We start from the raw sequence: 25,549 nt of genomic DNA, 5'->3' as shown, positions 1-25,549 counted from the left end.
CGCGCCCGCACCGGTCGCCCGTGGACCGGATGGCAGACTCGTCGGGGTGAGCGACGTGGCCGCGACGCCGATGGACGGTGAGCTGGAAAGTGTCAGTCTGGTGGATCTCGCCGTCTCCCGGTTGACCCGGGAACTCCTCAGCGGTCGGAGCGAACCGGGTGAGCGCCTGGTGGAGGAGCAGTTGACCCGGCGGTTGGGGATCAGCCGGGCACCGTTGCGCGAGGCGTTGCGGCTGCTGGCGCAGCGGGGGCTGGTCGAGCACGTGCCCCGGCGCGGGGTCCGGGTCGCCACCCTCTCCGCCCGGGACGTCCAGGAGCTGTACGAGGTGCGCGACGTGCTGGAGCGGTTCGCGGTCCGGTCGGCCATCCCGGTGGGACGGGAGAGCGACCTGGTCGGGTTGCGGGCGGCGCTGGACCGGATGCGGGAGGCGACGCGCGCCGGTGACCGGCTGGCGGTCGCCGAGTCGCACCGCACGTTCCACGTCGCGCTGGTGACGCTGGCCGGTAACCGTCAGCTTTCCGGGGTGTACGACTCGATCCTGGTGAAGTTGCAGCTCTACATGGCCATCAACCTGCGCCGCGAGGCGGAGCAGGCGCAACCCCTCGACGGTGTGCACCGGCACGAGCGGCTCTTCGAGGCGGTGGCCGGGGGCGACCCGGAGACGGTCCTCGCCGCCCTCTCCGGGCACGGGGCACGAACGTATCTGGAGTAGCGGATCGGCGGCGGCGTCATGTCGTCGTTACGTCCGGCGCCGGTCCCTGAAACAGAACGGTCGACAATCGACTGTATGCCAGAGCGCATCGGATCGATCTCGGAGTTGCGGTCCGCGTACCGCGAGCATCGCCTCACCCCCGCCGAGCTGGCCGAGACCGTCCTGGAAGGACTCGCCGGGCGAGCCGGTGAACCGGTCTGGATCAGCACCGTCTCCGCCGAGGAACTGCGGACCCGGGCCGCCGCGCTGACCGACACCGACCCGCAGACGCTGCCGCTGTACGGGATCCCGTTCGCGGTGAAGGACAACATCGACGTGGCCGGCATGGTCACCACTGCCGGCTGCCCCGACTTCGGGTACCGGGCCGCCGAGGACGCGCCGGTCGTCCGCCGACTCCTCGACGCCGGAGCCCTGCTGGTCGGCAAGACCAACCTCGACCAGTTCGCCACCGGCCTGACCGGCTCGCGATCCCCGTACGGCAGCGTCGAGAGCGTCTTCGGCGGAGGTCTCGTATCCGGCGGGTCCAGTTCCGGCTCGGCGGTCGCGGTCGCCGCCGGTCAGGTCGCCTTCGCCCTGGGCACGGACACCGCCGGCTCCGGCCGGGTTCCGGCCGCGCTCAACGGGATCGTCGGCGTCAAACCCACCCGAGGGCTGCTCAGCACGGCCGGTGTGGTGCCGGCCTGCCGCTCGCTGGACTGCGTCTCGGTCTTCGCCGTCGACGTCGCGGGCGCCAGCGAGGTGCTGCACGCCGCCCGCGCGGTGAGCATAGCCGACCCCTGGGGGCGTGCGCTCCCGGCCGAGCGGTTCACGGCCCGCGCGCCGGGGACGCTCCGCCTCGGCGTACCCCGGACCGTGGACCTGGAGTTCTTCGACGACGCCGGGCAGGCGGTCCGGTTCGCGGCCGGCGTGCACCGCCTGCGGGAGTTGGTCGGCACCGTGCGGCAGGTCCCGCTGGCTCCCTTTCTCGCCGCGGGGGACCTGCTCTACCAGGGTCCGTGGGTGGCCGAGCGGCTCGCCGGGCTGGACGACTTCCTGCGTACGCATCCGGAGGCGGTCCTCCCGGTCACCCGGACGGTGCTGGAGACCGGGCGGCGCTACGACGCCGTCGACGCCTTCCGGGGGAGGCACCGGCTCCGCGAGTTGCGGGCCGAGGTCGACCGGTGGTGGCAGGAGATGGACGTGTTGGTCGTGCCGACCGTCGGCACGACCTTCACGCTCGACGAGATCGCCGAGGACCCGATCGGACGCAACGCCGTGCTTGGCCGGTACACCCAGTTCGCGAACCTGCTCGACCTGGCCGCGGTGACCGTGCCGAACGGGTTCACCGCCGATGGTCGCCCGGCCAGCCTGACCCTGGTCGGCCCGGCCTTCAGCGACACCACACTGGCCCGGCTCGCCGCCGCCTTCGCCGAGGCCGATCCGGCAACGGCGACCACGTCGGGCACGGTGGTCGCGCCGCCGATCCGGCACGACGGCACACCGCCGGCCCGCACGGAGGTGCTGATCGCCGTGGTCGGGCGGCACCTGACCGGGGAGTCGCGCAACGCCGAGCTGACCGACCTCGGAGCCACCCTCGCCGGGGCGGCCCGCACCGCGCCGCTCTACCGGCTGTACCGGATGCCGACCCCGGACGGCGAAGGGCTGCCCGGACTGGTCCGCGTCGCCTCGACCGCCCCCGACGGCCACCCGATCGAGGTCGAGCTCTGGTCGCTGCCGGCGTCGGCCGTGGGCGGGTTGCTGGCCGAGGTGCCCGCTCCGCTCTCGCTCGGCTGGGTGCGGCTGCACGACGGGCGGGACGTGCTCGGGTTCCTCTGCGAGGCGTACGCGGCCGGCCCGGACGCCGAGGACATCAGCGCCGCCGGTGGCTGGCGCGCGTACCGGCGGGCCGCATGTAAGGAGGGGTCCCCTGCTAACGCCTCGTGCATAGCAGGGGACCCCTCCTAACACCGCCAGCCGACCGTGAACGGAGAAGACAGGAGGAGCGATGGCAACGATCGGTCCGGTACCGGCGAACCCCTACCAGTGGCCGTACGACGGCACGGTCGACACCGTGCGTACCGCACTGCTCTGTGTGGACTGGCAGACCGACTTCTGCGGGCCGGGTGGCTACGTCGACGCCATGGGCTACGACATCGGCCTGACCCGAGCCGGCCTGCCCGCCACCGCCCGGCTGCTGGCGCACGTCCGGTCGCTCGGCATGCTGGTGGTGCACACCCGGGAGGGACACGACCCCGACCTGTCCGACCTGCCGGCGAACAAGCGATGGCGCTCGGCGCGGATCGGCGCCGAGATCGGCGGGGCCGGTCCGTGCGGCCGGATCCTGGTCAAGGGCGAACCGGGCTGGGAGATCGTGCCCGAGGTCGCCCCGGCCCCCGGCGAGGTGGTCGTCGACAAGCCGGGCAAGGGCGCGTTCTACGCCACCAACCTCGACCTGGTACTGCGTACCCGGGGCATCACCCACCTGATCCTCACCGGCATCACCACCGACGTCTGTGTGCACACCACGATGCGCGAGGCGAACGACCGGGGCTACGAGTGCCTGATCCTGTCGGACTGCACCGGCGCCACCGACAAGGGCAACCACGAGGCCGCCCTGCACATGGTGACCATGCAGGGTGGCGTCTTCGGCTGTGTGGCCACCTCCGACGACGTCATCGCCGCCACGACCGGGTGAGGTGGACCATGCCGACCATCGCCGCCGCGCGACCCTTCCCGTACACCTTCGACCTCTCGACCACGGCGCTGCTCGTCATCGACATGCAGCGCGACTTCCTGGAACCGGGTGGTTTCGGCGAGAGCCTGGGCAACGACGTCGACCAGTTGCGGCGCACGATCGGGCCGCTCGGCGCGCTGCTGGCCGCCGCCCGCGCCGCCGGCCTGACCGTCGTGCACACCCGCGAGGGCCACCTGCCGGACCTCTCCGACTGCCCACCGGCCAAGCTCCAGCGGGGCGCCCCGCGCATGCGCATCGGCGACCCCGGACCCAACGGCCGGATCCTGGTCCGCGGCGAGTACGGCCACGACATCGTCGACGAGTTGGCGCCGCTGCCCGGCGAGCCGGTCGTCGACAAGCCCGGCAAGGGCGCCTTCCACGCCACCGGCCTGGCGGAACTGCTCGCCGAACGGAAGATCGACAGTCTCCTGGTCACCGGCGTCACCACCGAGGTGTGCGTGCACACCACCGTCCGGGAGGCGAACGACCGCGGATACGAGTGCCTCGTGCTCGCCGACTGCGTCGGGTCCTACTTCCCGGAGTTCCACCGGGTCGGACTCGACATGATCGCCGCCCAGGGCGGCATCTTCGGCTGGGTGGCCGACTCGACGGACGTACTCGCCGTGCTGCCCAGCGCCCCCTCGTCGCCCGCCTCCTCCTGACCGGGAGCCGCTCATGGACCCCACCACGACCTCCGCGCCGCGCCTGCCGTACTGGGTGCGCGGCGACACCAACGCGTTCTTCGGCTTCGGCGTCAACGTCCTGGTCAACGTCCTCACCCTGACCGGGCTCTGCATCTTCGTGGTGAACCTGCCCGAAGGCGAGGTGTTCGGCACGATCCTGCCGGCCCTCGGCATCGCCCTGGTGGCCGGCAACGTCTACTACACCCACCTGGCCCGGCGGCTGGCACGACGGGAAGGGCGTACCGACGTGACCGCCCTGCCGTACGGGCCGAGCGTGCCGCACATGTTCATCGTCATCTTCGTCATCATGCTGCCGATCTTCCTGAGCACCGGAGATCCGAGGCGGGCCTGGGAGGCCGGGCTCGCGTGGGCGTTCATCATCGGTGTGATCGTGCTGATCGGTGCGTTCGTCGGCCCGTACATCCGCCGGTACACCCCACGCGCCGCGCTGCTCGGCACGCTGGCCGGCATCAGCGTCACCTTCATCTCGATGAACCCGGCAGGACAGATGTGGCGGATGGCCTGGATCGCCCTGCCGGTCCTCGCGTTGCTCCTGATCGGGCTGCTCACCGACGTGAAACTGCCGTTCAACTTCCCGATCGGGCTGGCCGCCCTGCTGCTGGGTACGGCGATCGGTTGGCTCGGCGGGGCGATGTCGGTGCCGGACGTGACGGCGGCGGCGCGGGACATCGCCGTCGCCTTCCCGACGTTTCAGCTCGACCTGCTGGGGCGCGGCCTGTCCGACATGGCGCCGCTGCTGGCGACCGCGATCCCGCTCGGGGTCTACAACTTCACCGAGGCGATGACCAACGTGGAGAGCGCCGCCACCGCCGGGGACAACTACAACCTGCGCAGTGTCCTGCTCGCCGACGGCGCCGGGGCGGTGGTCGGTGCGGCCCTCGGCTCACCCTTCCCGCCCGCCGTGTACGTCGGGCACCCCGGCTGGAAGGCCGCCGGAGGGCGGACCGGTTACTCGATGGCGACCGGGGTGGTCATCGCGCTGCTCTGCTTCCTCGGGATGTTCTCCCTGCTCGGTGCGATCTTCCCGACCGCGGCGATCGTGCCGATCCTGCTCTACATCGGGCTGCTGATCGGCGCGCAGGCGTTCCAGGCCACGCCCCGGGCCCACGCGGCAGCGGTGGTGGCGGCGCTGATCCCCAACATTGCGGCCTGGGCGACCGGGCAGATGAACAACGCCCTGGCGGCGGCCGGCACCACTGCCGCCGAGGTCGGCAACGAGGCGCTCGCCGGTGCCGGGGTGGTCTACGACGGGCTGCGGATACTCGGGGAAGGGGCCATCCTCGCCGGTCTGGTGCTCGGCGCGATCGTGGCGTTCATCATCGACAAACGCTTCGTCCACGCGGCCGTGTTCGCCGCGTCGGGTGCGGTGCTCGCCTTCATCGGCCTGATCCACGGCGAGGAGGTCCGGTGGAACGCCAACGGGCAGGTGGCCCTCGGGTATCTCTTCGTCGCGGTGATCTGCGGGATCTTCGCGCTCGGGGCGCACCCGCCCCGGGTGCCCGCGCCGGAGGAGGCCGAACTGGATCGCCTGCACAGCGGCGCCACCCCGCCCGGAACCCGGGACGCCCCGACCACCTCGGTCTCCGCGCCGGGCCGTCCGACCGGTGCCGCCCCGGCGGACGACGACACCCGCGAGGCGGCGGTGAGTGGCTGAGGCGGTGTCCCGGTCGGGCGGCAGGTTCCGCCGCCCGACCGGGACACCCCGCCGCCCGCTGTCGTTCCGACTGGAGAGGACGAACCCGATGGAGATCGACCGCGCCGACGTGGTGGCCGAGGTCGCGGCCGTGTTCGCCGGCTACGAGCAGGCCCTGGTCGACGGGGACGCGGAGCGGATCTGCGGCTACTTCCGGGATTCCGACCGGACGGTGCGCTTCGGCCTCGCCGACCACCAGTACGGCTTGGAGGAGCAGCGGAAATGGCGGGCCGCACAGCCACCGCTGCCACCGGGTCGCCGGTTGGTCGACACGGTGATCACCACCTTCGGCCTGGACCTCGCGGTCGTCACCACCCGGTTCGGCTACGCCGGTACGGTCGCCACCGGCCGGCAGACCCAGACCTGGGTACGCCTGCCCGTCGGCTGGCGCATCGTCACCGCGCACGTCTCCGAGCCGCTGCCCGCTGCGCCTGAGGTGTAAGGAGGGGTCCCCTGCTATGCACGAGGCGTTAGCAGGGGGCCCTTCCTTCCAACAAGGCCGGAGCGCGTCAGACGCGGTCGCGGACGTCCCAGAGCCAGACGTCGTCCACCCGCTGCGGCTCGCCGAGCAGGCCGGTCAGCAGATCCCGCAGCACGGCCTCCCGGGGGTGGGCGCCGAGCACCACCACCGAGGCCCGCCAGAAGCGCAGGTCCTCGACGGCCTGCTTGCGGTTCTCGTCGGTCAGATCGGGCACCTCACCGGCGTCGATGGTGCGATAGACGAGGGTGCTGGTGGGCCGGTTCGGCGCACCGAAGACGCCCTCACCGTCGAGGTTGGGGCCGATGAAGTACCCCGCCGGGATCGGGAACTCGTGCTGGGTCAGCGCGCTCCAGCGCAACGTGGACAGACCGTGCACGTTGCTTGGGATGGGCACCGGTACCAGCGTCCGGCCCTCCGGCACGTACGGCCGCCAGGCGCCCGAGGTGATGAAGGTCGGCGGCGGCGGAACCTCCTCGGCGGGCAGCGGGGTGGGGAGCAGCGGCAGGACGGCGAGCGAGATGGCCGCGTACCCGACGCCGCGCTGCCAGGGCGGCCGGTTGCGGGCGGCGGGCGGCGCGGGTTCGCCGGAGCGCGGTGCCGGCACCGGCGACCGGCGGTTGCCGGCCACCGCGTCCCAGGCCAGGGCGAGCAGGACACCGAGCGCGGCGGTGGTGACCAGGGCCAGCCGCGTCGGCATCATCATCTCGACCAGCGGCAGGTCCTCCGAGATGTACGACCACGGACCGGCGATGCCGGTCAACTCGCCGTTGAACCGGATCTCCGGGCCGAGCGAGCCCACCGAGAAGAGCACCACCAGCACGGCGAGGATCCGGGCCACCATCGACCGGCGCACCAGCAGCGCCAGCGCCACCACCGTGAACAGCACCATCGGCCAGCCGAACCAACTGTTCTGCTCGGTCAGTCCGATGGTCGCCTCCACCGCCTCGGTGCCGGCGATGGTGTCGCGGGGGAAGGTGACGAAGGCGACGACGTCCTCACCCCAACTGTGGAACACCCCGCCCTGTAGACCCCGGTAGGACTGTGGGCCGTTGAACTGGTACCAGATCGGGTAGGCGGTGAGCAGCAGGGCGACGACGCCGCCGAGGCCCAGTCCGGCACCGAACGTGCCGGCACGGTCGCGCGCCTGGCGTGGCCGCATGACCGCGTACGCGATCACGATGACCAGGCAGGCCAGCGCGGTGAGCAGCAGCATCTCCTCGTTGATGAAGATCTGGTACGCCACCAGCAGGCCCAGCACCAGCCCGTTGCGCCGCCACCGGCCGGGTTCGGTCAGCCGGAACACCCGCACCACGATCAGTGGCAGCAGGAAGTTGGAGACGAAGTTCGGCTGGCCGTTGGCGTGGTGCACGATGCCGGGGGCGAAGCCGAGGAACGCGCCGCCGACGAAGGCGGCGGCCCGGGAGCGCACCAGGTGCCGGGAGAGCATCCAGTACGAGGTGGCGGCGGTGGCCGCCAGCGCACCGCCCAGGTAGAGCGCGTACACCACCTGCGGGCCGAGCAGCCAGGTGAGCGGGGCCAGCGGCAGGGTCACCCCGAGCAGCGAGGTGTTGGCCATCATGTTCACCCCGTCCGGGGCGTTCTGCCGCGTACTGAACAGCGGGTTCTCCAGGTGCATCACCGAGTACGCACCGTGCGAGAACAACCACTCGAACCAACTGTGGTCGGTGGGCAGATGGGACGAGACGCGGTTCTGCACGTCCACCCAGTAATAGAGGCAGACGAGGACGCCGAGCAGGACGTAGGCTCCGATGGCCAGTACGTCGACGCGCGTCGGCCCGCGTCGGCGACGTCTTGTCGCTGACTCCGCCTCGACGGTCTCGGGGACGGGGTTCAACGAGGAATCAATCACCGGCACAGCCACGACGGGCCATCGTACAGGCGGTCGCCGGGGCGGCCGACGGCTGTGAGGGGCCGTGTCGGCGCACCGCAGGAAGGACGACCGTGACGTTGATCGACCTCGGTGAGATCACCGAGCCGACCGACCACCCGCCGAGACGTCACCGGACCTTCGCCGGCTCGCGCCGCTGGGCAGCCGCGCTGCTCGCGGTGGTCGTGCTGGTGACGATGGCCGGCGCCGCACCGCCGCCCCGCCGGGTGTACGCGACGGTGCCGGTGCCTCTCGGCGCCAGCCTGCTCCTCTCGGCGGACCAGATCTTCGCCGTCATCCCCGGCACCGAGGCCACCGGCGACCGCCCCGAGTTGCTCGCCTTTCCCCATCCCGAGCCGGCCACCGGCACGCCGCCGAAGCTGACTCCGTCGTGGCGGGTCGCCCTGTCGCACGGCCATCGGGTCTTCCGGGTGCAGCCCGTCGCCGAGGACGGGGTGCTGGTCTCGATGTCCGCCGAGGAGACCGAGACCAGCCAGAGCGTGCTGCTCGATGCCCGTACCGGTCGGGAACGCTGGCGCGAGCCGGGCGTGGCGATGTTCGACGACCCCCGCCGCGCACTGCTGCGGACCCATCGCGAGAGCATGCCGAACACGCTGCGGATGATCGAGCTGCCGAGCGCCCGCGAGCTGTGGTCCATTCCGCTCTCGGCGTCCAGCGTCGACTACCGGCTCCGCGACGGAGCGGTCGACGCGGTCGTGGTGTCCACGCTCGACGGCGGCGTCGAGGTGCGCGACCCGGAGACCGGGAAGATCCGGCACCGCCTGCCGCCGCCCGCCGACGACCCGGCCGGCTACCAGTCGGCGTGGGTGGTCGGCGACCTGGTGGCGGTGGTCCGGAACTCGAACACCGTCGCCGCCTACACGGTCGACGGGCTGGTTCCGGTCTGGCAGACCACCGTGCCGACGGTCTACCACGTCACCGACTGCGCCGCGCTGCTCTGCGCCTTTCTGGCCAGCGGCGGGGTGCAGGTCCTCGACCCGGCCACCGGCGCCATCCGGTGGGACAACCGGGACATCGCCGACCTCCTGCTGGTGGGGGAGCGGCGTGCGCTGGTCCTGTCCAGGTGGGCCGAGGGGACGATGGAGTTGGCCACCTTCGACATGACGACCGGGGCGGCGCTCGTCGACCACGGGCCGTGGGAGCAGGTCCACCGGTACGAGTACGCGCCGCACCTGCTCGCCGTACGACCAGTGGCCGATGTCGGCCTGGTGCTCGCCGAGCTCCACCCGGACGCCGACCGGGCCCGGCCGATCGACGTGCTGGTCGGGGGGCGTGGCGAATGCCAGGCCCGCCAAGACCTCGTGGCCTGCCGTCGGCAGGACGGCGACTTCGGGGTCTGGCGACTGCCGGAGTGACACCGGCCCGGGGTGGCACGCCCGACTTGGCGGCCGGCGCTAGGTTGTCGGGTGGTCACCGGCGGAAAAGGGGCGTGACATGCGGGTACTGGTGGTCGAGGACGAGCGCAACCTCGCCGACGCGATCGCGCGCGGCCTGCGCAAACGCGGCATGGCGGTGGATGTCGCGTACGACGGTGACAGCGGACACGAGATGGCCTTCGTCACCCGGTACGACGTGGTGGTGCTCGACCGTGACCTGCCGGGCATGCACGGTGACCAGATCTGCGCCGAGCTGGCCGCCTCCGGCGCGCTGACCCGGGTGCTGATGCTCACCGCCAGCGGCACCGTCGCCGACCGGGTCGAGGGCCTGCAACTCGGTGCCGACGACTACCTGCCCAAGCCGTTCGCCTTCGACGAGTTGGTGGCCCGGGTGCAGGCGTTGGGCCGACGGGCCACTCCGGCGGCACCTCCGGTACTGGAACTGGCCGATCTGGTCGTCGACCCGGCCCGGCGGGTGGCCACCCGGGCCGGGCAGCCGGTGGAGCTGACCAACAAGGAGTTCGGGGTGCTCTGCGAGCTGCTCAAGGCGCGCGGGGCGGTGGTGTCCAGCGAGGAACTGCTGGAACGGGTGTGGGACGCGAACACCGACCCGTTCACCACCATCGTCCGGGTCACCGTGATGACCCTGCGCCGCAAGCTCGGTGATCCGCCGCTGATCGAGACCGTGGTGGGGGCCGGTTACCGCACCGCCGAGGGGCCGGCGTGACGCCCGCCCTGGGGATCGGGCCGGTCACGCGACTGCGACCGCGGCCCACCCTGCGACTGCGACTGACCCTGCTCAACGGCGTCCTGCTGATCGGCGCCGGGGCGATCCTGCTGCTGCTGGCCTGGTTGCTGGTGCGCGACGCGTTGCGCCCCACCGACGAGCTGTTGCCCGGCACCACCGTGGTGCTGGCCGACGGCAGCACCCTGGAAGCCGGGGCGTGGCAGCGGCAACTGGTCAGCGCGGCCTCCGGCGAACTGCTGGCGAAGGGGCTGGCCGCGCTGCTGGCGGTCGGCGCGGCCGGCGTGGTCGGGGCGTACGCGGTCGTCGGGCGGGCACTGCGACCACTGCACCAGGTGACCGCCACCGCGCGGCGACTCGGCGAGACCACCCTGCACCAGCGCATCGGCTACTCGGGGGCGGACGACGAGGTGGCCGAGCTGGCCGACACCTTCGACGCGATGCTGGACCGGATCGGTGCCGCCTTCGAGTCGCAGAAACGGTTCGTCGCCAACGCCTCGCACGAGTTACGCACGCCGCTGGCGGTGATGCGGACCGAGATCGACGTGACGCTCAGCGACGACGACGCGGACGCGGCCGAGTACCGCCGGATGGCGACCGTGGTGCGCGACGCCTCCGAACGGGCCAACGGACTGGTCGACGCCCTGCTGGTGCTGGCCCGCAGCGAGGCGCAGACGGGCCGGCGGCTCGCTCGGCGTACCGAGTGCGACCTGGCCGCCGGCACGCTCAACGCGCTGTCCGCGGTGCGCCGCGAGGTGGACCGGATCAAGCTGGACGTGCGGACCTCGCTCCAGCCGGCACCGGTGGTCGGCGACCCCGGTCTGCTGGACCGGTTGGCCGGCAACCTGATCGAGAACGCGGTCCGCTACAACCACCTGCACGGGCGGCTCTGGGTGCGGACCGGCTCCGACGGCCAGCGGTCGTGGCTGGTGGTGGGCAACACCGGCTTCGAGGTCGACCCGGCCGACGTACCCGGGCTGTTCGAGCCGTTCCGGCGCGGCGGCCGGGAACGGACCGGTGCCCGCGGGTCCGGCCTCGGCCTGTCCATCGTGCGGGCGGTCTGTGACGCGCACGGCGGCACGGTGACGGCGGTGGCACAGTCCGGGGGCGGCCTGGAGGTGACGGTCAACCTGCCGGCGGCCGACTCCGCGCCGACCGTGGAGCAGGGCACACGCTGACCCGATGCGCTGATAATCGCTTGATCCCGGTGAGAGGTTGGGGTCATGACTTCCCGAGTGCGTTGGATCGACGTCGACTGTGCCGACCCGTACACCATGGCGACCTTCTGGGCGGCGGCCACCGGGCTGCGTCCCGACCCGGACGACCGGCCGGGGGACGAGGAGTGCGCGTTGCTGTCCGGCCCGGACACGGCCGGCGGCGGGATGCTCTTCCAGCGGGTGCCCGAGGGCAAGACCGTGAAGAACCGCATCCACCTGGATCTCCAACCGACCGACCGGACCCGGGACGAGGAGGTGGAACGCCTGCTCGGCCTGGGCGCCACGCCGGTCGCCGACCACCGTCGGCCGGACGGCAGGGGATGGGTGGTGCTGGCCGACCCGGAGGGCAACGAGTTCTGCGTGGAACGCAGTCTGGCGGAACACGCCCTGATGGACGGGTGATCGCCCGCCACCGGCCGCAGCGACGCGACGGCCGGGCGGGGGATTCACCCCGCCCGGCCACCGGTGCGTCCGTCAGGACCGTTGTTCGACCTGGCCACGGATGGTGAGGAACTCGGATGCGGCGTCGTCGCGGGAGGACCAGAACAAGACGATCATGCCGACGCTGCCACGGTCCGCCCAGACGCAGATGCCCAGCGCCACGTCGGCCCGGCCGTCGCCGCAGCGGGCCTCGCCGCCGAGCGGGCCCGGCTCGACCGACGTCATGTTGCTGACCGTCAGCTCGGTCGAGATGGCCTGGACCGCCTCGTCGAGTTCCCGCTTGGGGTCGGCCATCAGCCCGGAGACGGCCACGATCATCACGAGGTTCTCCTGCGACGGGTTGCCGTAGAAGGCACCCACCGCACCCGTCTCGTTCTGGATCGAGGACTTGAGTTCCCGGACCATCGAGTCGGAGAGCTGCTGCAACTCCGGTTCGGTGACCTTCTGTCGGCCGGCCAGGGTCTCCGGCGCCACCACCCGGGTCCGGCTGGCGTCGACCGCCTCGCCGACGGTGTCCCGGACCACGAACCAGACGACCGAGCCGCCGCCGACGCAGAGCACCACGAGGACGGCGAAGACGATCAGCACGATCTTCCCCGCGTGGGACTTCTTCGGCGGAGGGGGCGGCGGGAAGGCGCCGTACGGCTGACCGGGCGTGGGATACCCGCCGGCCGGTGGGGGCGGGGGATAGCCGGTCCCCGGCGGCGGGTAGCCACCGGCCTGCGGATACGACCCGCCCGGCGGGTACTGGTCGCCGCTGCGCGGTGGGTAGCTGCCGCCCGGCGGGTACGGGCCGGCGCCGTGCGGATTGTGGTGCTGGTCCGGGTGGGACATGCGGTCGGCTCCTGACGAGGGGTGGAACCGGGATGGTAGCCAGCCGCCGCTCGTGCCGCTTGCCCCGACCGCCGGTCACGGTGGTCACCCCGGGTGGGGCGACCACCGTGACCCGGCTCGACTCAGCCCGCCAGGCCGGCCACGCTGCGCGGCAGGAAGCGCTGACCGGTGACCTGCTCACTGGTGCCGGTCCGGTCCAGGTACGGCGTGACGCCGCCCAGGTGGAACGGCCACCCGGCACCGAGGATCATGCACAGGTCGATGTCCTGCGCCTCGGCGACGACCCCCTCGTCCAGCATCAGCCGGATCTCCTGGGCCAGCGCGTCGAGCGCCTGCTGGCGTACCTGCTCCTCGGTGAGCGGCCGGTCGCCGACCACCAGCAGCTTCGCCACCTCGGCGTTGATCTCGTCGTCCACCACGATCGGCTGGCCGGAGTCCGCGATCCGCTTGAGGTTGTCGCTGACCGTGAACCGGTCCGGGTAGGCCGCGTGCAGCGTGCCGCCGACGTGGTGGGCGACGGCCGGGCCGACGAGCTGGAGCAGTGCCAGCGGTCGCATCGGCAGACCCAGCGGGTCCAGCGCGCGGTTCGCCACCTCCAGCGGGGTGCCCGCGTCCACGGCGGCGAAGACGGTGCCGAGGAAACGGGTGAGCAGCCGGTTGACCACGAACGCCGGGGCGTCCTTCACCAGCACCGACGACTTCTTGAGCTGCTTGCCCACCGCGAAGGCGGTGGCCAGGGTGGCGTCGTCGGTCCGCTCACCACGGACGATCTCCAGCAGCGGCAGTACCGCGACCGGGTTGAAGAAGTGGAAGCCGACCACCCGCTCCGGGTGCTCCAGCTCCTCGGCCATCGCGGTGATCGACAGCGAGGAGGTGTTCGTCGCCAACACCGCCTCCGGCGCGACGATCTTCTCCAGCTCGGCCCAGACCTGCTTCTTGACGGACAGGTCCTCGAAGACGGCCTCGATGACGAAGTCGGCGTCGGCGAACGCGCTCTTGTCGACCGTGCCGCTGACCAGGCCGTACAGCTTGGCGGCGGTGCCCTTGTCCATCCGGCCCCTGCTGACGGCCTTCTCGATCTGGGTGTGCACGTAGCCGACGCCGGAGTCCACCCGGGCCTGGTCCAGGTCGGTGAGCACCACCGGGACCTGGAGGCGGCGGGCGAACAGCAGCGCCAACTGGCCCGCCATCAGGCCCGCGCCGACGATGCCGACCTTGGTCACCGGACGGGCCAGCCCCTTGTCCGGCGCGCCGGCCGGTCGCTTGGCCCGCCGCTGGACCAGGTCGAAGGCGTACAGGCCGCTGCGCAACTCCTCGGAGAAGACCAGGTCGGCCAGGGCCTCGTCCTCGGCGGCGGTGCCGGTGGCGAAGTCGGCGTCCTTCGCCGTCTCCAGCAGGTCCAGCGCCCGGTACGCGGCCGGGACCGCGCCGTGCAGCCGCTGGTCCAGCGTCTGCCGGGCGAAGTAGAGCACGCCCGCCCACATGTCCTTGTCGACCTCGGGGCGGGTGACGGTCACCTCGCCGCGTACCACCCCGGCGGCCCACTCCAGCGACCGCTCCAGGAAGTCGGCCGGCTCCAGCAGCACGTCGGCGATGCCCAGCTCGGCGGCCTGCTTCGGCTTGAGCATCTTGTTCTGCATCAGCGGGTTCTGGATGATCACCTGGGTGGCCGCGGGGATGCCGATCAGGTTCGGCAGGAGCTGGGTGCCGCCCCAACCCGGGATCAGGCCGAGCGACACCTCGGGCAGCGCCAGCGCCGCCGCGCCGCCGGACAGCGTCCGGTAGTGGCAGTGCAACGCCAGCTCCAGGCCACCGCCCATCGCCGCGCCGTTGACGAAGGCGAAGGTCGGGACCGGGCTGTCCTTCAGCCGGGCGAAGACCCGGTGCCCCAGCCGGCCGATCTCCAACGCCTGCGCCCGGTCCGCCAGCAGCGGCAGGCTGGTCAGGTCCGCGCCGACGCAGAAGATGTACGGCTTGCCGGTCACCGCGACGAACGCCGGGTCGGCCGCCAGCGCGGCGCTGATCGCCTCGTCCAGGCTGGTCAGGCCGCCCGGACCGAAGGTGTTCGGCTTGGTGTGGTCGAGTCCGTTGTCGAGGGTGATCAGGGCGGCCGGACGGTCCAGCCCCGGCACGTTCACCTGACGCAGCAGCGCCCTGGTGACCACCTCGTTGGGTGCCGCGAGGCTCATTTGTCTCCACCCTCCCGCTGCGCTGGCTGGCCGGACTCCGTCCAGTGTGGGTTCTCCCAGATGACCGTGCCGCCCATGCCGATGCCGATGCACATCGCGGTGAGGCCGTAACGGACCTCGGGGTGCTCGGCGAACTGCCGGGCGAGCTGGGTCATCAGCCGTACGCCGGAGGAGGCGAGCGGGTGCCCGATGGCGATCGCGCCGCCCCACTGGTTGACCCGGGGGTCGTCGTCGGCGATGCCGAAGTGGTCGAGGAAGGCGAGCACCTGCACGGCGAACGCCTCGTTCAGCTCGAACAGGCCGATGTCGTCGATGGTCAGGCCGGCGATGCGCAGCGCCTTCTCGGTCGACGGGATCGGGCCCACGCCCATCACCTCGGGCTCGACGCCGACGAAGCCGTACGACACCAGCCGCATGGCGATCGGCAGGCCCAGTTCGCGGGCGACGTCCTCGGCGACCAGCAGGCTGGCGGTCGCGCCGTCGTTCAGCCCGGCCGCGTTGCCTGCGGTCACCTTGCCGTGCGGGCGGAACGGGGTCTTCAGCGTGGCCAGCTTCTCCAGGGAGGTGTCCCGGGGGGCCTCGTCGACGGTGGCCAGGCCCCAGCCGGTCTCCGGGTCGCGGATCGCCACCGAGACCAGGTCGTCCTGGAACTTGCCGTTGGCGTACGCCTTCGCGGTCTTCTGCTGCGAGGCGAGCGCGAACGCGTCGGTGCGCTCCTTGGTGATGTGCGGGACCCGGTCGTGCAGGTTCTCCGCCGTGGAGCCCATCACCAGCGCGGACGGGTCGACCAGCTTCTCCGCGACGATGCGCGGGTTCGGGTCGACGCCCTCGCCCATCGGGTGGCGGCCCATGTGCTCGACACCGCCGGCGATCGCGACGTCGTACGCGCCCACGGCGATGCCGCTGGCGACGGTGGTCACCGCGGTCATCGCGCCGGCGCACATCCGGTCGATGGCGAAGCCGGGAACCGTCTTGGGCAGGCCGGCCAGCAGCGCGGCGGTACGGCCGATGGTCAGGCCCTGGTCACCGATCTGGGTGGTGGCGGCGATGGCCACCTCCTCGACCCGTTCCGGGGGGAGCTGCGGATTGCGGCGCAGCAGTTCGCGGATGCATCGGATCACCAGGTCGTCGGCGCGGGTGTCGGCGTACATCCCACCCGCCTTACCGAACGGGGTGCGGACGCCGTCCACGAAGACGACATCCCGAACTTCACGGGGCACTTGAGCCTCCTAGCCAGCACTGGCGTTTCCCTCGAATGCTACTCGCCAGTAATAACCCGTGCCCGCGACCCCGCTGTGGCCCACCCCACACCCCCGCTCGCGCCGACGGCCCGCGCCGACGGCCCGCGTTGATCAAGAGGTTTGCGTCGGCTACCGGCCGCCCATCGGACGCAAACCTCTTGATCAACGCCGGATCAGGTGGGTGGGGAGGGGGAGGTGGGGGGTGGGGTGGTTAGGGCTTCGGCCAGGTCGGGGAGGAGGAGGTTGATCTGCCAGTCTCGGGCGTGGTGGCTGCGGAGCGCCTCGGCGACCGTGTGTTCGGTGATCTCCTCGGGCGGCTGCCAGGCGACCCGACGGATGGTGTCGGGGGAGATCAGGTTCTCCGGCGGCAGGTGGTGCGCGCCGGCCACCCGGAGCACCACCTCGCGGGACCGGGTCAGCCGGGCCGCGGCGGCCGGGTCCCGTTCCGCCCACCGGTGCGGCGGGGGCGGTCCCTCCACCGTCGGCGTCACCGGCAACTCGTCGTCCGGCAAGTGCCGGGCGTCGTCCAACGCCGCCAGCCAGGTCCGGGCCAGCCGGCGTACCGACCGACCGCCGAAACCGGGCAGGGTGAGCAGCGTCTTCTCGTCCTTCGGGTCCAGCTCGGCGGCGGCCACGATGGCCGAGTCGGGCAGCACCCGCCCCGGCGCCGCGTCCCGCCGGGCGGCGATCTGGTCGCGGGCGTACCAGAGCGAACGCACCCGCGCCTGCGCCCGCGCCCCGCGAACCCGGTGGATGCCGGAGGTGCGCCGCCACGGATCGGCCCGGACCCGGGGCGGACGGTCCCCGCTGGCCACCAGCGCGGCGAACTCCTCGGCCGCCCACGCGGACTTGCCCTGCCGGGACAGCTCCGCGTCGAGCGCGTCGCGCAGGTCGGTCAGCAGCTCCACGTCCAACGCGGCGTAGGTGAGCCAGGACTCCGGCAACGGCCGGCTCGACCAGTCCGCCGCCGAATGGTGCTTCTCCAGGCTGAACCCGAGCAACTGCTCGGTGAGCGCGGCCAGGCCGACCCGCTCGAACCCGGCCAGCCGGGCGGCCAGCTCGGTGTCGAACAGTCGGCGTGGTCGCAACCCCAGCTCGGCGAGACAGGGCAGATCCTGGTTGGCCGCGTGCAACACCCACTCGGTGTCCGCGATCGCCGCGTCGAGGCTGCTCAGGTCGGGTAGCGGCAACGGGTCGATCAGCACGGTGCCGGCGCCCTGGCGGCGCAACTGCACCAGGTACGCCCGCTGGCTGTAGCGGTAGCCGGAGGCGCGCTCGGCGTCCAGGGCCACCGGGCCGGTGCCGGCCGCGAAACGGGCCACCACCTCGGCGAGCTGGTCCGGTGTCGCCACCGGTTCGGGAGTGCCCTCACGTGGGGCGGTCAACGGCACGGACTCGCCGCCGGTGGGTTCGGTCCCCGCGTCCGACGGTTCCGGCCGCGCCGACGGCTCGTGGTGCGTGTCGTTTCCCGTACGGCTTGCGGCGGTCCGACGGCGCAGGGGTGGTTCGTCGGTCACCTGGCAACCCTAGTGCGCCAACGGATCGTGCCGCGCGCACCCGCCCCGCCGCGTGTCGGCGGTTCGTCGCCGGGGGGCCGTACCCGCCCCGTCAACCGGCGGCCGCGGCGCGACGCTCGTCCAGCGCGGTGACGCCGGGCGGCGGCAGGCCCGCCGTGGAGGCGAGCAGCGTGCACCAGGCGTACAGGTGCGGGGTCAGCTCCACACCGGTCGGGGTCCACGACGCGCGGATCTCGATGTCGCAGGCGGCCGGCGGCCCGGCCAGGTCACCGAACCGGGTCGACGCGGTCTGGGTGACCGTGCCGCCGATCGCCCGGTGCCCGGCATCGTGCGCCTCCAGCGCGTCGGTGAGCCAGGTCCAGGCCACCCCGGGCAACAGCGGGTCGGCGGCCAGGTCGACCTCCAGCTCGGCGGTCACGTAGGTGACCAGTCGCAGGGTGCCCTGCCAGCCCTCGTGCCCGGCGGGATCGTGCAGCAGGATCAGCCGGGCGGTGGCCACCTCGTCGCCGTCGCGCAGCACCGCCGCGGAGAGCGCGAACGAGTACGGCGCCAGCCGCTGCGGCGCGCCGACCTCCTCCAGCACGATCTCCGGTCGAGGCGCCGTCACCCGGAGCCCGGTGACCGCGCGGGCGAAGGTGTCCGGAAGCGCGATCGGGGCGGCCATGTTCGCAGCCTAAGCCGCCGCCCGGTTCCCGGCTCGGACGGCGCGCCGACGATCTCCCCACACCGCCGCTCCCGCGCGCCGTGCGCGGGCTTCGTGCGCGCGTCGCGCGCGGGCTTCGTGCGCGCGTCGGGAGCGGGCTTGCTGCGTCGCGCGCGGGCTTACTGCAAGGAGGGGTCCCCTGCTATACCGCAGGCGTTAGCAAGGTGCCCTTCCTTTCACGTCACAAAGCCGGCGGTGGGCGCGGAGCGGGCACCGGGCGCGTGGCACGATTGCCGCGATGGCCACCGACACCACGGGCGATGCTGCCCGAGACGACGCAACCCGCCCCGACAGGCCGACCGACTCGCCCTTCGTGCGGGCGTGCCGCCGCCGGTCCGTCCCACACACCCCGGTCTGGTTCATGCGCCAGGCCGGCCGCTCGCTGCCGGAGTACCGCCAGATCCGGGCCAACGTGGCGATGCTGGAGTCCTGCCGCCGCCCCGAGCTGGTCACCGAGATCACCCTCCAGCCGGTACGCCGGCACAACGTGGACGCGGCGATCCTGTTCAGCGACATCGTGGTGCCGGTCGCCGCCGCCGGGGTCGACCTGGACATCGTCCCCGGAACCGGGCCGGTGGTGGCCGAACCGGTACGTTCCGCCGCCGACGTCGAGCGGATCCGGCCGATCGACCTCAGCGACGTCGGGTACGTCGACGAGGCGGTTCGGATGCTGGTCAAGGAACTGGGCGACACGCCGCTGATCGGCTTCGCCGGTGCCCCCTTCACGTTGGCCAGCTACCTGGTCGAGGGCGGTCCGTCGCGGACCCACGCCAAGACCAAGGCGCTGATGTACGGCGAGCCCGACCTGTGGCACGCGCTGGCCGGCCGCTTGGCCGAGGTGACGTTGGCGTTCCTGCGCGTACAGATCGAGGCCGGGGTCTCCGCCGTACAGCTCTTCGACTCCTGGGCCGGTGCGCTCTCCGAGGCCGACTACCGCCGTTTCGTGCTGCCCCACTCGACGACCGTGCTCGGCGGGCTGGCCGACGCCGGTGTGCCCCGGATCCACTTCGGGGTGGGCACCGCCGAACTGCTCGGCGCGATGGGCGAGGCCGGCGCCGACGTGGTCGGCGTGGACTGGCGTACGCCGCTGGACGTCGCGACCGGCCGGATCGGGCCGGACAAGGCCGTGCAGGGCAACCTCGACCCGTGTCTGCTGTTCGCCCCCTGGCCGGTGATCGAGGCCGAGGTGCGGCGGATCCTCGACGAGGGCCGGGCTGCCCCCGGGCACGTGTTCAACCTCGGCCACGGCGTACTGCCGGAGACCGACCCGGAGGTGCTGACCCGGGTGGTCGCGCTGGTGCACGAACTCTCCGCCCGGAACTGACCACCATGGCGACGCGGTGGCGGGTGGCGGTGGTCGGCGGCGGCATCACCGGGCTGGCCGCCGCGCTGCGGTTGCGCGACCGGGCCCCCGAGGGCACCGACATCACCGTGTACGAGCAGTCCGGTGCGCTCGGCGGCAAGCTGCGCACCGGCGAACTGGCCGGCGGACCGGTCGAGTTCGGCGCGGAGTCGTTCCTGATGCGGGACCCGGCCGGCGGCGAGTCGGCGGCGGTGACCCTGGTGCGCCGGCTCGGGCTGGCCGACCGGATCGTGCACCCGACCGTCGGGCAGGCGGCCCTCGCCGTCGACGGCGGGCTGCGCCCGATCCCGGGCGGGACGCTGGTGGGCGTACCCGGGGATCTGGCGAAGGTGGCGGCGGTGGCCCGGCCGACGCCGGAGGCCGACCACGACGGCGGACGGCCACTGCTCGGCCCGGACGAGGACGTCGCCGTCGGCGCGCTGGTCCGCGCCCGCTTCGGCGACGAGGTGGTGGACCGGCTGGTCGACCCGATGCTCGGCGGTGTGTACGCCGGACGCGCCGACGACCTCTCGCTGGCCACCACCATGCCGGCGCTGGCCCGGGCGGCCCGGACGGAGCACACGCTGCTCGGTGCGGTACGCGCGGCGCAGGCCGCCGCCCCCCGCGCCCCCGGTGAGCCGGTATTCGGCACCCTGGCCGGTGGACTGAGCACCCTGGTCGACGCCGCCGCGACGGCCGGCGCGGCGACCGTACGCCGTAACGCGGCGGTCCGCGAACTGACCCCGGTCGGCCCCGGCTGGCGGCTCACCGTCGGACCCACCCGCGACCCGGAGCACGTCGACGTCGACGCGGTGGTGCTGGCCGTCCCGGCCCGCCCGGCGGCCCGCCTGCTCGCCGAGTCGGCCGCCGACGTGGCGGCGCGAATCGGCGACCTGGACTACGCCAGCGTCGCCCTGGTCACCCTGGCCCTGCCGGAACCGGCGCTGCCGGCGCTCTCCGGCTTCCTGGTGCCGAGCACCGAGGGCCTGCTGATCAAGGCGTCCACCTTCTTCACCACCAAGTGGGGACACCTGCGCCGGTCCGACGGGCTGGCCCTGGTCCGCGCCTCGGTGGGCCGCTACCGCGACGAGGCCCAGCTCCAGCGCCCCGACCAGGACCTGGCCGCCACCGTGCACCGGGAGCTGTCGGGGGTACTCGACACGCCACTGCCCGCCCCGGTGGACGGGCACGTGCAGCGGTGGGGCGGCGCGTTGCCGCAGTACACCCCCGGTCATCTCGACCGGGTGGCCGCCGCGCGGGCCGCGCTGCGGGCGACACGCCCGACGCTGGCCCTGGCCGGCGCGGGTTACGACGGGGTCGGCATTCCGGTCTGCGTCCGCTCCGGCGAGGCGGCGGCCGAAGAGATCATCACAGCACTGGGAGGACCGGGGAGATGACCGAGCAGACCAACGCGGCCCGGCTGCGGGAGCTCAACGACACCATCCGCTACACCATGTGGTCGGTGTTCCGGGCCAGCGCGCCGCTGCCGTCGCTACGCGACAACGTCACCGGCGAGGTCGAGTCGCTGATCGAGGAGTTGGCCGGCAAGGACGTCGTGGTGCGCGGCACGTACGACGTGTCCGGCCTGCGCGCCGACGCGGACCTGATGATCTGGTGGCACTCCTCGTCCAGCGACGACCTCCAGGACGCGTACCTGCGGTTGCGGCGCACCACGCTGGGCCGGGCGTTGACCCCGGTCTGGTCGCAGATGGCGCTGCACCGACCGGCCGAGTTCAACAAGAGCCACATCCCGGCGTTCCTGGCCGGCGAGGAGGCCCGCGCCTACCTCTGCGTCTACCCGTTCGTCCGCTCGTACGACTGGTATCTGCTGCCCGACGCCGAGCGGCGTGAGCTGCTCGCCGAACACGGCAAGATGGCCCGGGGCTACCCGGACGTACGCGCCAACACGGTCGCCTCGTTCGCGCTCGGCGACTACGAGTGGATGCTGGCCTTCGAGGCCGACGAGCTGCACCGCATCGTCGACCTGATGCGTGACCTGCGCGGCTCGCGGGCGCGCCTGCACGTCCGCGAGGAGGTGCCGTTCTACACCGGCCGTCGTCGCCCGATCGCCGACATCGTCTCCGCGCTCGCCTAGCTGCTGGGCCGAGGTGTAAGGAAGGGCACCCTGCTAACGCCTCGTGCATAGCAGGGGACCCCTCCTAACGCCGACAGCCGACAGCCGACGCCCGCCGCCCAACGTCGACGTGCCGCGTCGACGGGAGTGTGCCGGGCGGGGCCGCGCCCGAGGGAGGTAGGCGCGGCCCCGCTCGGGGTCAGGTGGTCGCCGTGCAGGTCAGCGTCGGCGCGCTCGACCCGCTGCCGGAGGCCAGGAAGCCGAAGGTGGCGCTGGCACCGGCCCCCAGACCGCCGTTGTAGCCGACGTTCTGGGCGGTCACCGTCGACCCGCTGGACGTGACGGTGGCGTTCCACGCCTGGCTGACCTGCTGGCCACCGGCGTACGTCCAGGTCACCCGCCAGCTCCGGATGGCCGCGCTGCCCGCGGTCACCTGCACCTCACCCTGGAAACCACCGGACCAGGTCGAGGTGACCCGGTACGTCGCCGAGCAGGCACCCGTCGCGGGCGGTGCGGTGGTCGGCGGGGGCGTGGTGGGCGGGTCGAAGGTCGGCGTCGGCGTCGGCGAGGCCGGCGGGGTGGTCGGAGGCGGCGTGGTGCCGCCACCGAACTGCACGTCGCTGCAGATGTAGTACGACTGGTCCGTGTGGCTGGCCTGCCAGACGGTGAACAGCACGTGCCGTCCGCTGCGTCCCGGCGCGTTCACCGGGATCTCGGTGGACACCCCGTCGACCTCGCGCTGCCACTGCGAGGCCGGAGTGTTGCCGATCTGGCCGACCAGTTCCAGGTCGGACCAGGCCAGCGGCTTGGTCAGCGCGTCGTAGCCCTGCCGGGTCGCGTACACCCGGATGTAGTCGGCACCGTGGCTGGCCTGGTCGAAGAACTTGAGCCGGAAGCTGTTGGCCACCGAGGTGGTCCGCCAGGCGCCGACGGCGTCCAACGCGTTGTAGCGTCCGCTCTCGGTACGGCCACCGGAGCAGAGCTGGCCGTTCGGGATGGCGCCCTGGTGGTTGCCGGCCACCCCCTCGCGGAACAGGCCGTTCCAGTTCCACATGGCGTTCGGGTTGGCCTGCCAGGCCTGCCAGCACATCGGGTCCTCGGTGGCCATCCGCGGGTTCTGGAAGTCACCGCCCCAGCGCTGCCAGCAGCCGTAGTTGCGGGAGACCGGGTTGGCCACGGAACCGTGCGCGGACACCGGAGCGACGAGCGCGGTGGAGAGCAGCAGCATGGCACCGGCCGCCACACCCAACAGCGACAGTGCCCGTGATCTTCTGAGTAGCTTGGACATGGAGCCCCCAGGGGGAGTCGTCGGATCGCGACATCGCCCGGATCGCTCGGGAGTTGCCCCTCCCGGCCTGATCACGTTGCCCTGGCTTCGCCCGAAGGATGGCACACACCATCGCCACTGGTCAATGCGGTGGCGGGGTCGGCGGTGCTCGTGGCCGGAGCCGATGTGAAGCGGTTCAGCTCGTACGGCGCATCGGGGTGTGCGAGATGCCGTCCTCGACGTACTCCGGTCCGCTGGTCGTGAAGCCGTACCGGGCGTAGAGCGCCACCAGGTGCGACTGGGCGTCCAGCACGCAGGGCCGGTCACCGATCCGGGCCAGCGCCTCCGTCATCAGGCGCCCGGCGTGCCCGCCGCCGCGTGCCGCCGGGGCCACCACCACCCGTCCGATCCGGGCCACGTCGTCGGGGTCGGCCAGGATCCGCAGGTACGCGACGGGAGCGCCGTCGTGGGTCAGCCAGAGGTGCCAGGTGTCCGGCTCGACGTCCCGCCCGTCGAGTTCCGGGTACGGGCACTGCTGCTCGACCACGAACACGTCGGCGCGTAGGCGTACCAGGTCGTGGAAGGTTCGGGCGTCCAGGTCGGCGAAGCGCGCGACCCGCAGTTCGGTGCTCGACACCCGGCCAGGTTAGGCCGTGCCCACCCGGCGGACCCGGCGGGGCCTGGTGTGAAAGGAGGGGTCCCCTGCTATCGCCTCGTGTATAGCAGGGGACCCCTCCTTTCACCGCGACCAGGCGGTCAGGCGGGTCGGGCGCCCACGGCGTCCCGGATCTGTGCACCCTGCTCGGTCTCCACGGCGCGCGCGCAGTGCCCGCAGCAGAAGAAGCGGCCGGAGACCTCCACGCCGTGCCCGAGGATCTTGACGCCGCAGTGTTCGCAGATCGGGGCCAGCTTGTGGCCGGCGCATTCGAAGCTGTCGAACGTGTGCACGTCGCCGCTGACCGTACGCACCTCGAACGCCAGCCAGTAGTCGTTACCGCAGACCTCGCACGTCGCCACGACACTCACCTCCACTGATAGCCCTTTTGTCCAATCTTGCCCCTGTATCGGGTTTTCTCGACGGGAAATCTCGGCGACTCCTCCGGCCGGTGCGGCGTGTCGGCGGTGGCGGGTCGCCCGTTGTGCGAGGTGTCCTGGCCGAACGGGGGCGATCCGGCGGCCGGTGGCGTCGACGTACCGGTGGTCGTCAACCGGAGGGATCATGATCAAGCGCAGTCGGCTGTTCGGCAGTCAGACCCGTGTCACGTTCTGCCTGCCCCGGGACGCCCCGCCGGGCACGGTGAGCGTGGTCGGCTGCTTCAACGACTGGCGGCCCGGCCGACACGAGTTGATCGCACGCCGCGACGGCACCCGGACGGTGACCGTGCGCCTCGGCCCGGGCCGGTACCGCTTCCGCTATCTCGCCACCGGTGGGCTGTGGTTCGACGACGAGTCGGCCGATCGGATCGACGAGCGGGGGAGCCTGCTGGTCCTCTGATGTGCGGACCGCGCGTTTTATCGATAGCGGTCTTTACTGTTAACAAGGTTTAAATTATGTTGGTGGCACCTCACCAGGCAACATGCCGAAAGGGATTGCCGCCATGCGTCGAAGAATCACCCTCCCGCTCGTCGCCGCCGGGGCCATGGTCTCCACCCTGGCCGTCGCCACCCCGGCCCAGGCCCACGGCTACGTCTCGTCACCGCCGAGCCGCCAGGCGCTCTGCGCCCAGAACCGCGTCCCGGACTGCGGCCAGATCCGCTGGGAGCCGCAGAGCGTGGAAGGCCCCAAGGGACTGCGCAACTGCCACGCCAACATCTCCCACTTCGCCGTCCTCAACGACGACAACCGGGGCTGGCCCGCCACCTCGGTCGGCACCACGGTCACCTTCACCTGGGTCAACACCGCGCAGCACGCCACCCGTGACTGGGAGTACTTCATCGGAAACACCCGGGTCGCGGTGTTCAGCGGCGGCGGTCGCCAACCGGGCGCCACCGTCTCGCACACCGTCAACCTGTCCGGCTACCCGGGTCGCCAGAAGCTCCTCGCCGTGTGGAACATCTCGGACACCGCCAACGCCTTCTACTCCTGCGTCGACCTGCAGGTCGGTGGCGGTACCGGCAACCCCACGCCGAGCCCGAGCCCGACCACCCCGCCGGCACCGTCGCCGACCCCGACGGCCGGCCCGACCACCAACCCGCCGGTCGGAGGCACCTGGACGGCCGGCCGCGCGTACACCGTCGGGGACCAGGTCACCTACGGCGGTCGCACCTACCGCTGCCGGCAGGCGCACACCGCCATCGCCGGATGGGAGCCGCCGAACGTACCGGCGCTGTGGACCCAGGTCTGACCGGCGTGAGGTGCGGTCGGGCCCGGCCCGCACCGCACCTCACGCC

General features: G+C 72.3%; 24 protein-coding genes. 15 read left to right on the top strand and 9 right to left on the bottom strand.

All coding sequences use genetic code 11. The features are described 5' to 3' along the window. Positions 1 to 46: 46 nt before the first annotated feature. From ACIBMZ_RS06535 to ACIBMZ_RS06510, 6 genes are all read left to right on the top strand, one after another. Entirely contained in the window at positions 47 to 712 is a 666-nt protein-coding gene (locus ACIBMZ_RS06535; RefSeq protein WP_396691567.1) for a GntR family transcriptional regulator, read from the top strand. Between the two features lie 75 nt (positions 713 to 787). Beyond that, on the top strand, positions 788 to 2,656 hold the full coding sequence (gene atzF, locus ACIBMZ_RS06530; protein WP_396691566.1) for an allophanate hydrolase: 1,869 nt from the start codon (positions 788 to 790) through the stop codon (positions 2,654 to 2,656). Between the two features lie 40 nt (positions 2,657 to 2,696). Further along, the gene (locus tag ACIBMZ_RS06525) at positions 2,697 to 3,386 is read left to right on the top strand and encodes a cysteine hydrolase family protein (RefSeq protein ID WP_396691565.1); all 690 of its coding nucleotides are present in this window, start codon (positions 2,697 to 2,699) and stop codon (positions 3,384 to 3,386) included. 8 nt (positions 3,387 to 3,394) lie between these two features. After that, a complete protein-coding gene (locus tag ACIBMZ_RS06520; protein WP_396691564.1) occupies positions 3,395 to 4,087 on the top strand; it encodes a cysteine hydrolase family protein in 693 nt (230 codons plus the stop codon). A 13-nt stretch (positions 4,088 to 4,100) separates the two neighbouring features. Beyond that, on the top strand, positions 4,101 to 5,783 hold the full coding sequence (locus tag ACIBMZ_RS06515; protein ID WP_396691563.1) for a regulator: 1,683 nt from the start codon (positions 4,101 to 4,103) through the stop codon (positions 5,781 to 5,783). Between the two features lie 88 nt (positions 5,784 to 5,871). Next, a complete protein-coding gene (locus tag ACIBMZ_RS06510; RefSeq protein WP_396691562.1) occupies positions 5,872 to 6,264 on the top strand; it encodes an AtzH-like domain-containing protein in 393 nt (130 codons plus the stop codon). Positions 6,265 to 6,331: 67 nt separating this feature from the next. On the opposite strand, the gene ACIBMZ_RS06505 is transcribed toward ACIBMZ_RS06510, so the two are convergent. Beyond that, a complete protein-coding gene (locus ACIBMZ_RS06505) occupies positions 6,332 to 8,185 on the bottom strand; it encodes a hypothetical protein (protein WP_396691561.1) in 1,854 nt (617 codons plus the stop codon). A gap of 80 nt (positions 8,186 to 8,265) precedes the next feature. On the opposite strand from ACIBMZ_RS06505, the gene ACIBMZ_RS06500 reads away from it, so the two are divergent. From ACIBMZ_RS06500 to ACIBMZ_RS06485, 4 genes are all read left to right on the top strand, one after another. Then, positions 8,266 to 9,567, top strand: coding sequence for a PQQ-binding-like beta-propeller repeat protein (locus ACIBMZ_RS06500; protein WP_396691560.1), 1,302 nt, complete (start codon positions 8,266 to 8,268; stop codon positions 9,565 to 9,567). A gap of 79 nt (positions 9,568 to 9,646) precedes the next feature. Continuing rightward, positions 9,647 to 10,315 (top strand): response regulator transcription factor, encoded by a 669-nt coding sequence (locus ACIBMZ_RS06495; RefSeq protein ID WP_350693955.1) that lies wholly within the window; start codon positions 9,647 to 9,649, stop codon positions 10,313 to 10,315. Next, positions 10,312 to 11,511 (top strand): sensor histidine kinase, encoded by a 1,200-nt coding sequence (locus ACIBMZ_RS06490; RefSeq protein ID WP_396691558.1) that lies wholly within the window; start codon positions 10,312 to 10,314, stop codon positions 11,509 to 11,511. Before ACIBMZ_RS06495 ends, ACIBMZ_RS06490 begins: the two co-directional genes overlap by 4 nt. Before the next feature lie 45 nt (positions 11,512 to 11,556). After that, positions 11,557 to 11,952 (top strand): VOC family protein, encoded by a 396-nt coding sequence (locus tag ACIBMZ_RS06485; RefSeq protein WP_396691557.1) that lies wholly within the window; start codon positions 11,557 to 11,559, stop codon positions 11,950 to 11,952. 72 nt (positions 11,953 to 12,024) lie between these two features. On the opposite strand, the gene ACIBMZ_RS06480 is transcribed toward ACIBMZ_RS06485, so the two are convergent. From ACIBMZ_RS06480 to ACIBMZ_RS06460, 5 genes are all read right to left on the bottom strand, one after another. After that, positions 12,025 to 12,825, bottom strand: a complete 801-nt coding sequence (locus tag ACIBMZ_RS06480; RefSeq protein ID WP_396691556.1) for a hypothetical protein — start codon at positions 12,823 to 12,825, stop codon at positions 12,025 to 12,027. 122 nt (positions 12,826 to 12,947) lie between these two features. After that, positions 12,948 to 15,014, bottom strand: a complete 2,067-nt coding sequence (locus ACIBMZ_RS06475) for a 3-hydroxyacyl-CoA dehydrogenase NAD-binding domain-containing protein (protein ID WP_396691555.1) — start codon at positions 15,012 to 15,014, stop codon at positions 12,948 to 12,950. Continuing rightward, entirely contained in the window at positions 15,011 to 16,234 is a 1,224-nt protein-coding gene (locus ACIBMZ_RS06470) for a thiolase family protein (RefSeq protein WP_396691554.1), read from the bottom strand. The genes ACIBMZ_RS06475 and ACIBMZ_RS06470 overlap by 4 nt, the downstream gene beginning before the upstream one ends. Positions 16,235 to 16,428: 194 nt before the next feature. Further along, positions 16,429 to 17,772, bottom strand: coding sequence for a ribonuclease D (locus tag ACIBMZ_RS06465; RefSeq protein ID WP_396691553.1), 1,344 nt, complete (start codon positions 17,770 to 17,772; stop codon positions 16,429 to 16,431). 91 nt (positions 17,773 to 17,863) lie between these two features. Then, entirely contained in the window at positions 17,864 to 18,436 is a 573-nt protein-coding gene (locus ACIBMZ_RS06460) for a DUF3000 domain-containing protein (RefSeq protein ID WP_396691552.1), read from the bottom strand. A gap of 277 nt (positions 18,437 to 18,713) precedes the next feature. Between ACIBMZ_RS06460 and hemE the strand changes: the two genes are divergently transcribed. Genes hemE through hemQ form a run of 3 tightly spaced genes read left to right on the top strand, consistent with a single transcriptional unit; the run spans position 18,714 to position 21,912 of the window. Then, the gene (hemE, locus tag ACIBMZ_RS06455) at positions 18,714 to 19,799 is read left to right on the top strand and encodes a uroporphyrinogen decarboxylase (RefSeq protein ID WP_396691551.1); all 1,086 of its coding nucleotides are present in this window, start codon (positions 18,714 to 18,716) and stop codon (positions 19,797 to 19,799) included. 5 nt (positions 19,800 to 19,804) lie between these two features. Further along, entirely contained in the window at positions 19,805 to 21,214 is a 1,410-nt protein-coding gene (gene hemG, locus ACIBMZ_RS06450; protein ID WP_396691550.1) for a protoporphyrinogen oxidase, read from the top strand. After that, positions 21,211 to 21,912 carry a hydrogen peroxide-dependent heme synthase gene (hemQ, locus tag ACIBMZ_RS06445; RefSeq protein ID WP_396691549.1) on the top strand — a complete coding sequence of 234 codons (702 nt, stop codon included), beginning with the start codon at positions 21,211 to 21,213 and terminating at the stop codon, positions 21,910 to 21,912. The genes hemG and hemQ overlap by 4 nt, the downstream gene beginning before the upstream one ends. Positions 21,913 to 22,090: 178 nt before the next feature. Here hemQ and ACIBMZ_RS06440 read toward each other — a convergent pair whose 3' ends face one another. From ACIBMZ_RS06440 to ACIBMZ_RS06430, 3 genes are all read right to left on the bottom strand, one after another. Beyond that, entirely contained in the window at positions 22,091 to 23,179 is a 1,089-nt protein-coding gene (locus tag ACIBMZ_RS06440) for a lytic polysaccharide monooxygenase (protein WP_396691548.1), read from the bottom strand. 175 nt (positions 23,180 to 23,354) lie between these two features. Continuing rightward, positions 23,355 to 23,795: a GNAT family N-acetyltransferase gene (locus tag ACIBMZ_RS06435; RefSeq protein ID WP_396691547.1), complete on the bottom strand. Its 441-nt coding sequence runs from the start codon at positions 23,793 to 23,795 to the stop codon at positions 23,355 to 23,357. A gap of 119 nt (positions 23,796 to 23,914) precedes the next feature. Beyond that, positions 23,915 to 24,175, bottom strand: coding sequence for a Prokaryotic metallothionein (locus ACIBMZ_RS06430; RefSeq protein WP_396691546.1), 261 nt, complete (start codon positions 24,173 to 24,175; stop codon positions 23,915 to 23,917). A 202-nt stretch (positions 24,176 to 24,377) separates the two neighbouring features. On the opposite strand from ACIBMZ_RS06430, the gene ACIBMZ_RS06425 reads away from it, so the two are divergent. Continuing rightward, the gene (locus tag ACIBMZ_RS06425; protein ID WP_396691545.1) at positions 24,378 to 24,653 is read left to right on the top strand and encodes an isoamylase early set domain-containing protein; all 276 of its coding nucleotides are present in this window, start codon (positions 24,378 to 24,380) and stop codon (positions 24,651 to 24,653) included. 103 nt (positions 24,654 to 24,756) lie between these two features. Beyond that, positions 24,757 to 25,503, top strand: a complete 747-nt coding sequence (locus tag ACIBMZ_RS06420; protein ID WP_396691544.1) for a lytic polysaccharide monooxygenase — start codon at positions 24,757 to 24,759, stop codon at positions 25,501 to 25,503. Positions 25,504 to 25,549 lie beyond the last annotated feature (46 nt).

The sequence above is a fragment of the Micromonospora sp. NPDC049900 genome, from assembly GCF_044461025.1.
In the GTDB taxonomy this organism is placed as follows: Bacteria; Actinomycetota; Actinomycetes; order Mycobacteriales; family Micromonosporaceae; genus Micromonospora.
Note: the sequence above shows the minus strand (reverse complement) of the source record. Positions and strands in the feature narration are given on the sequence as shown.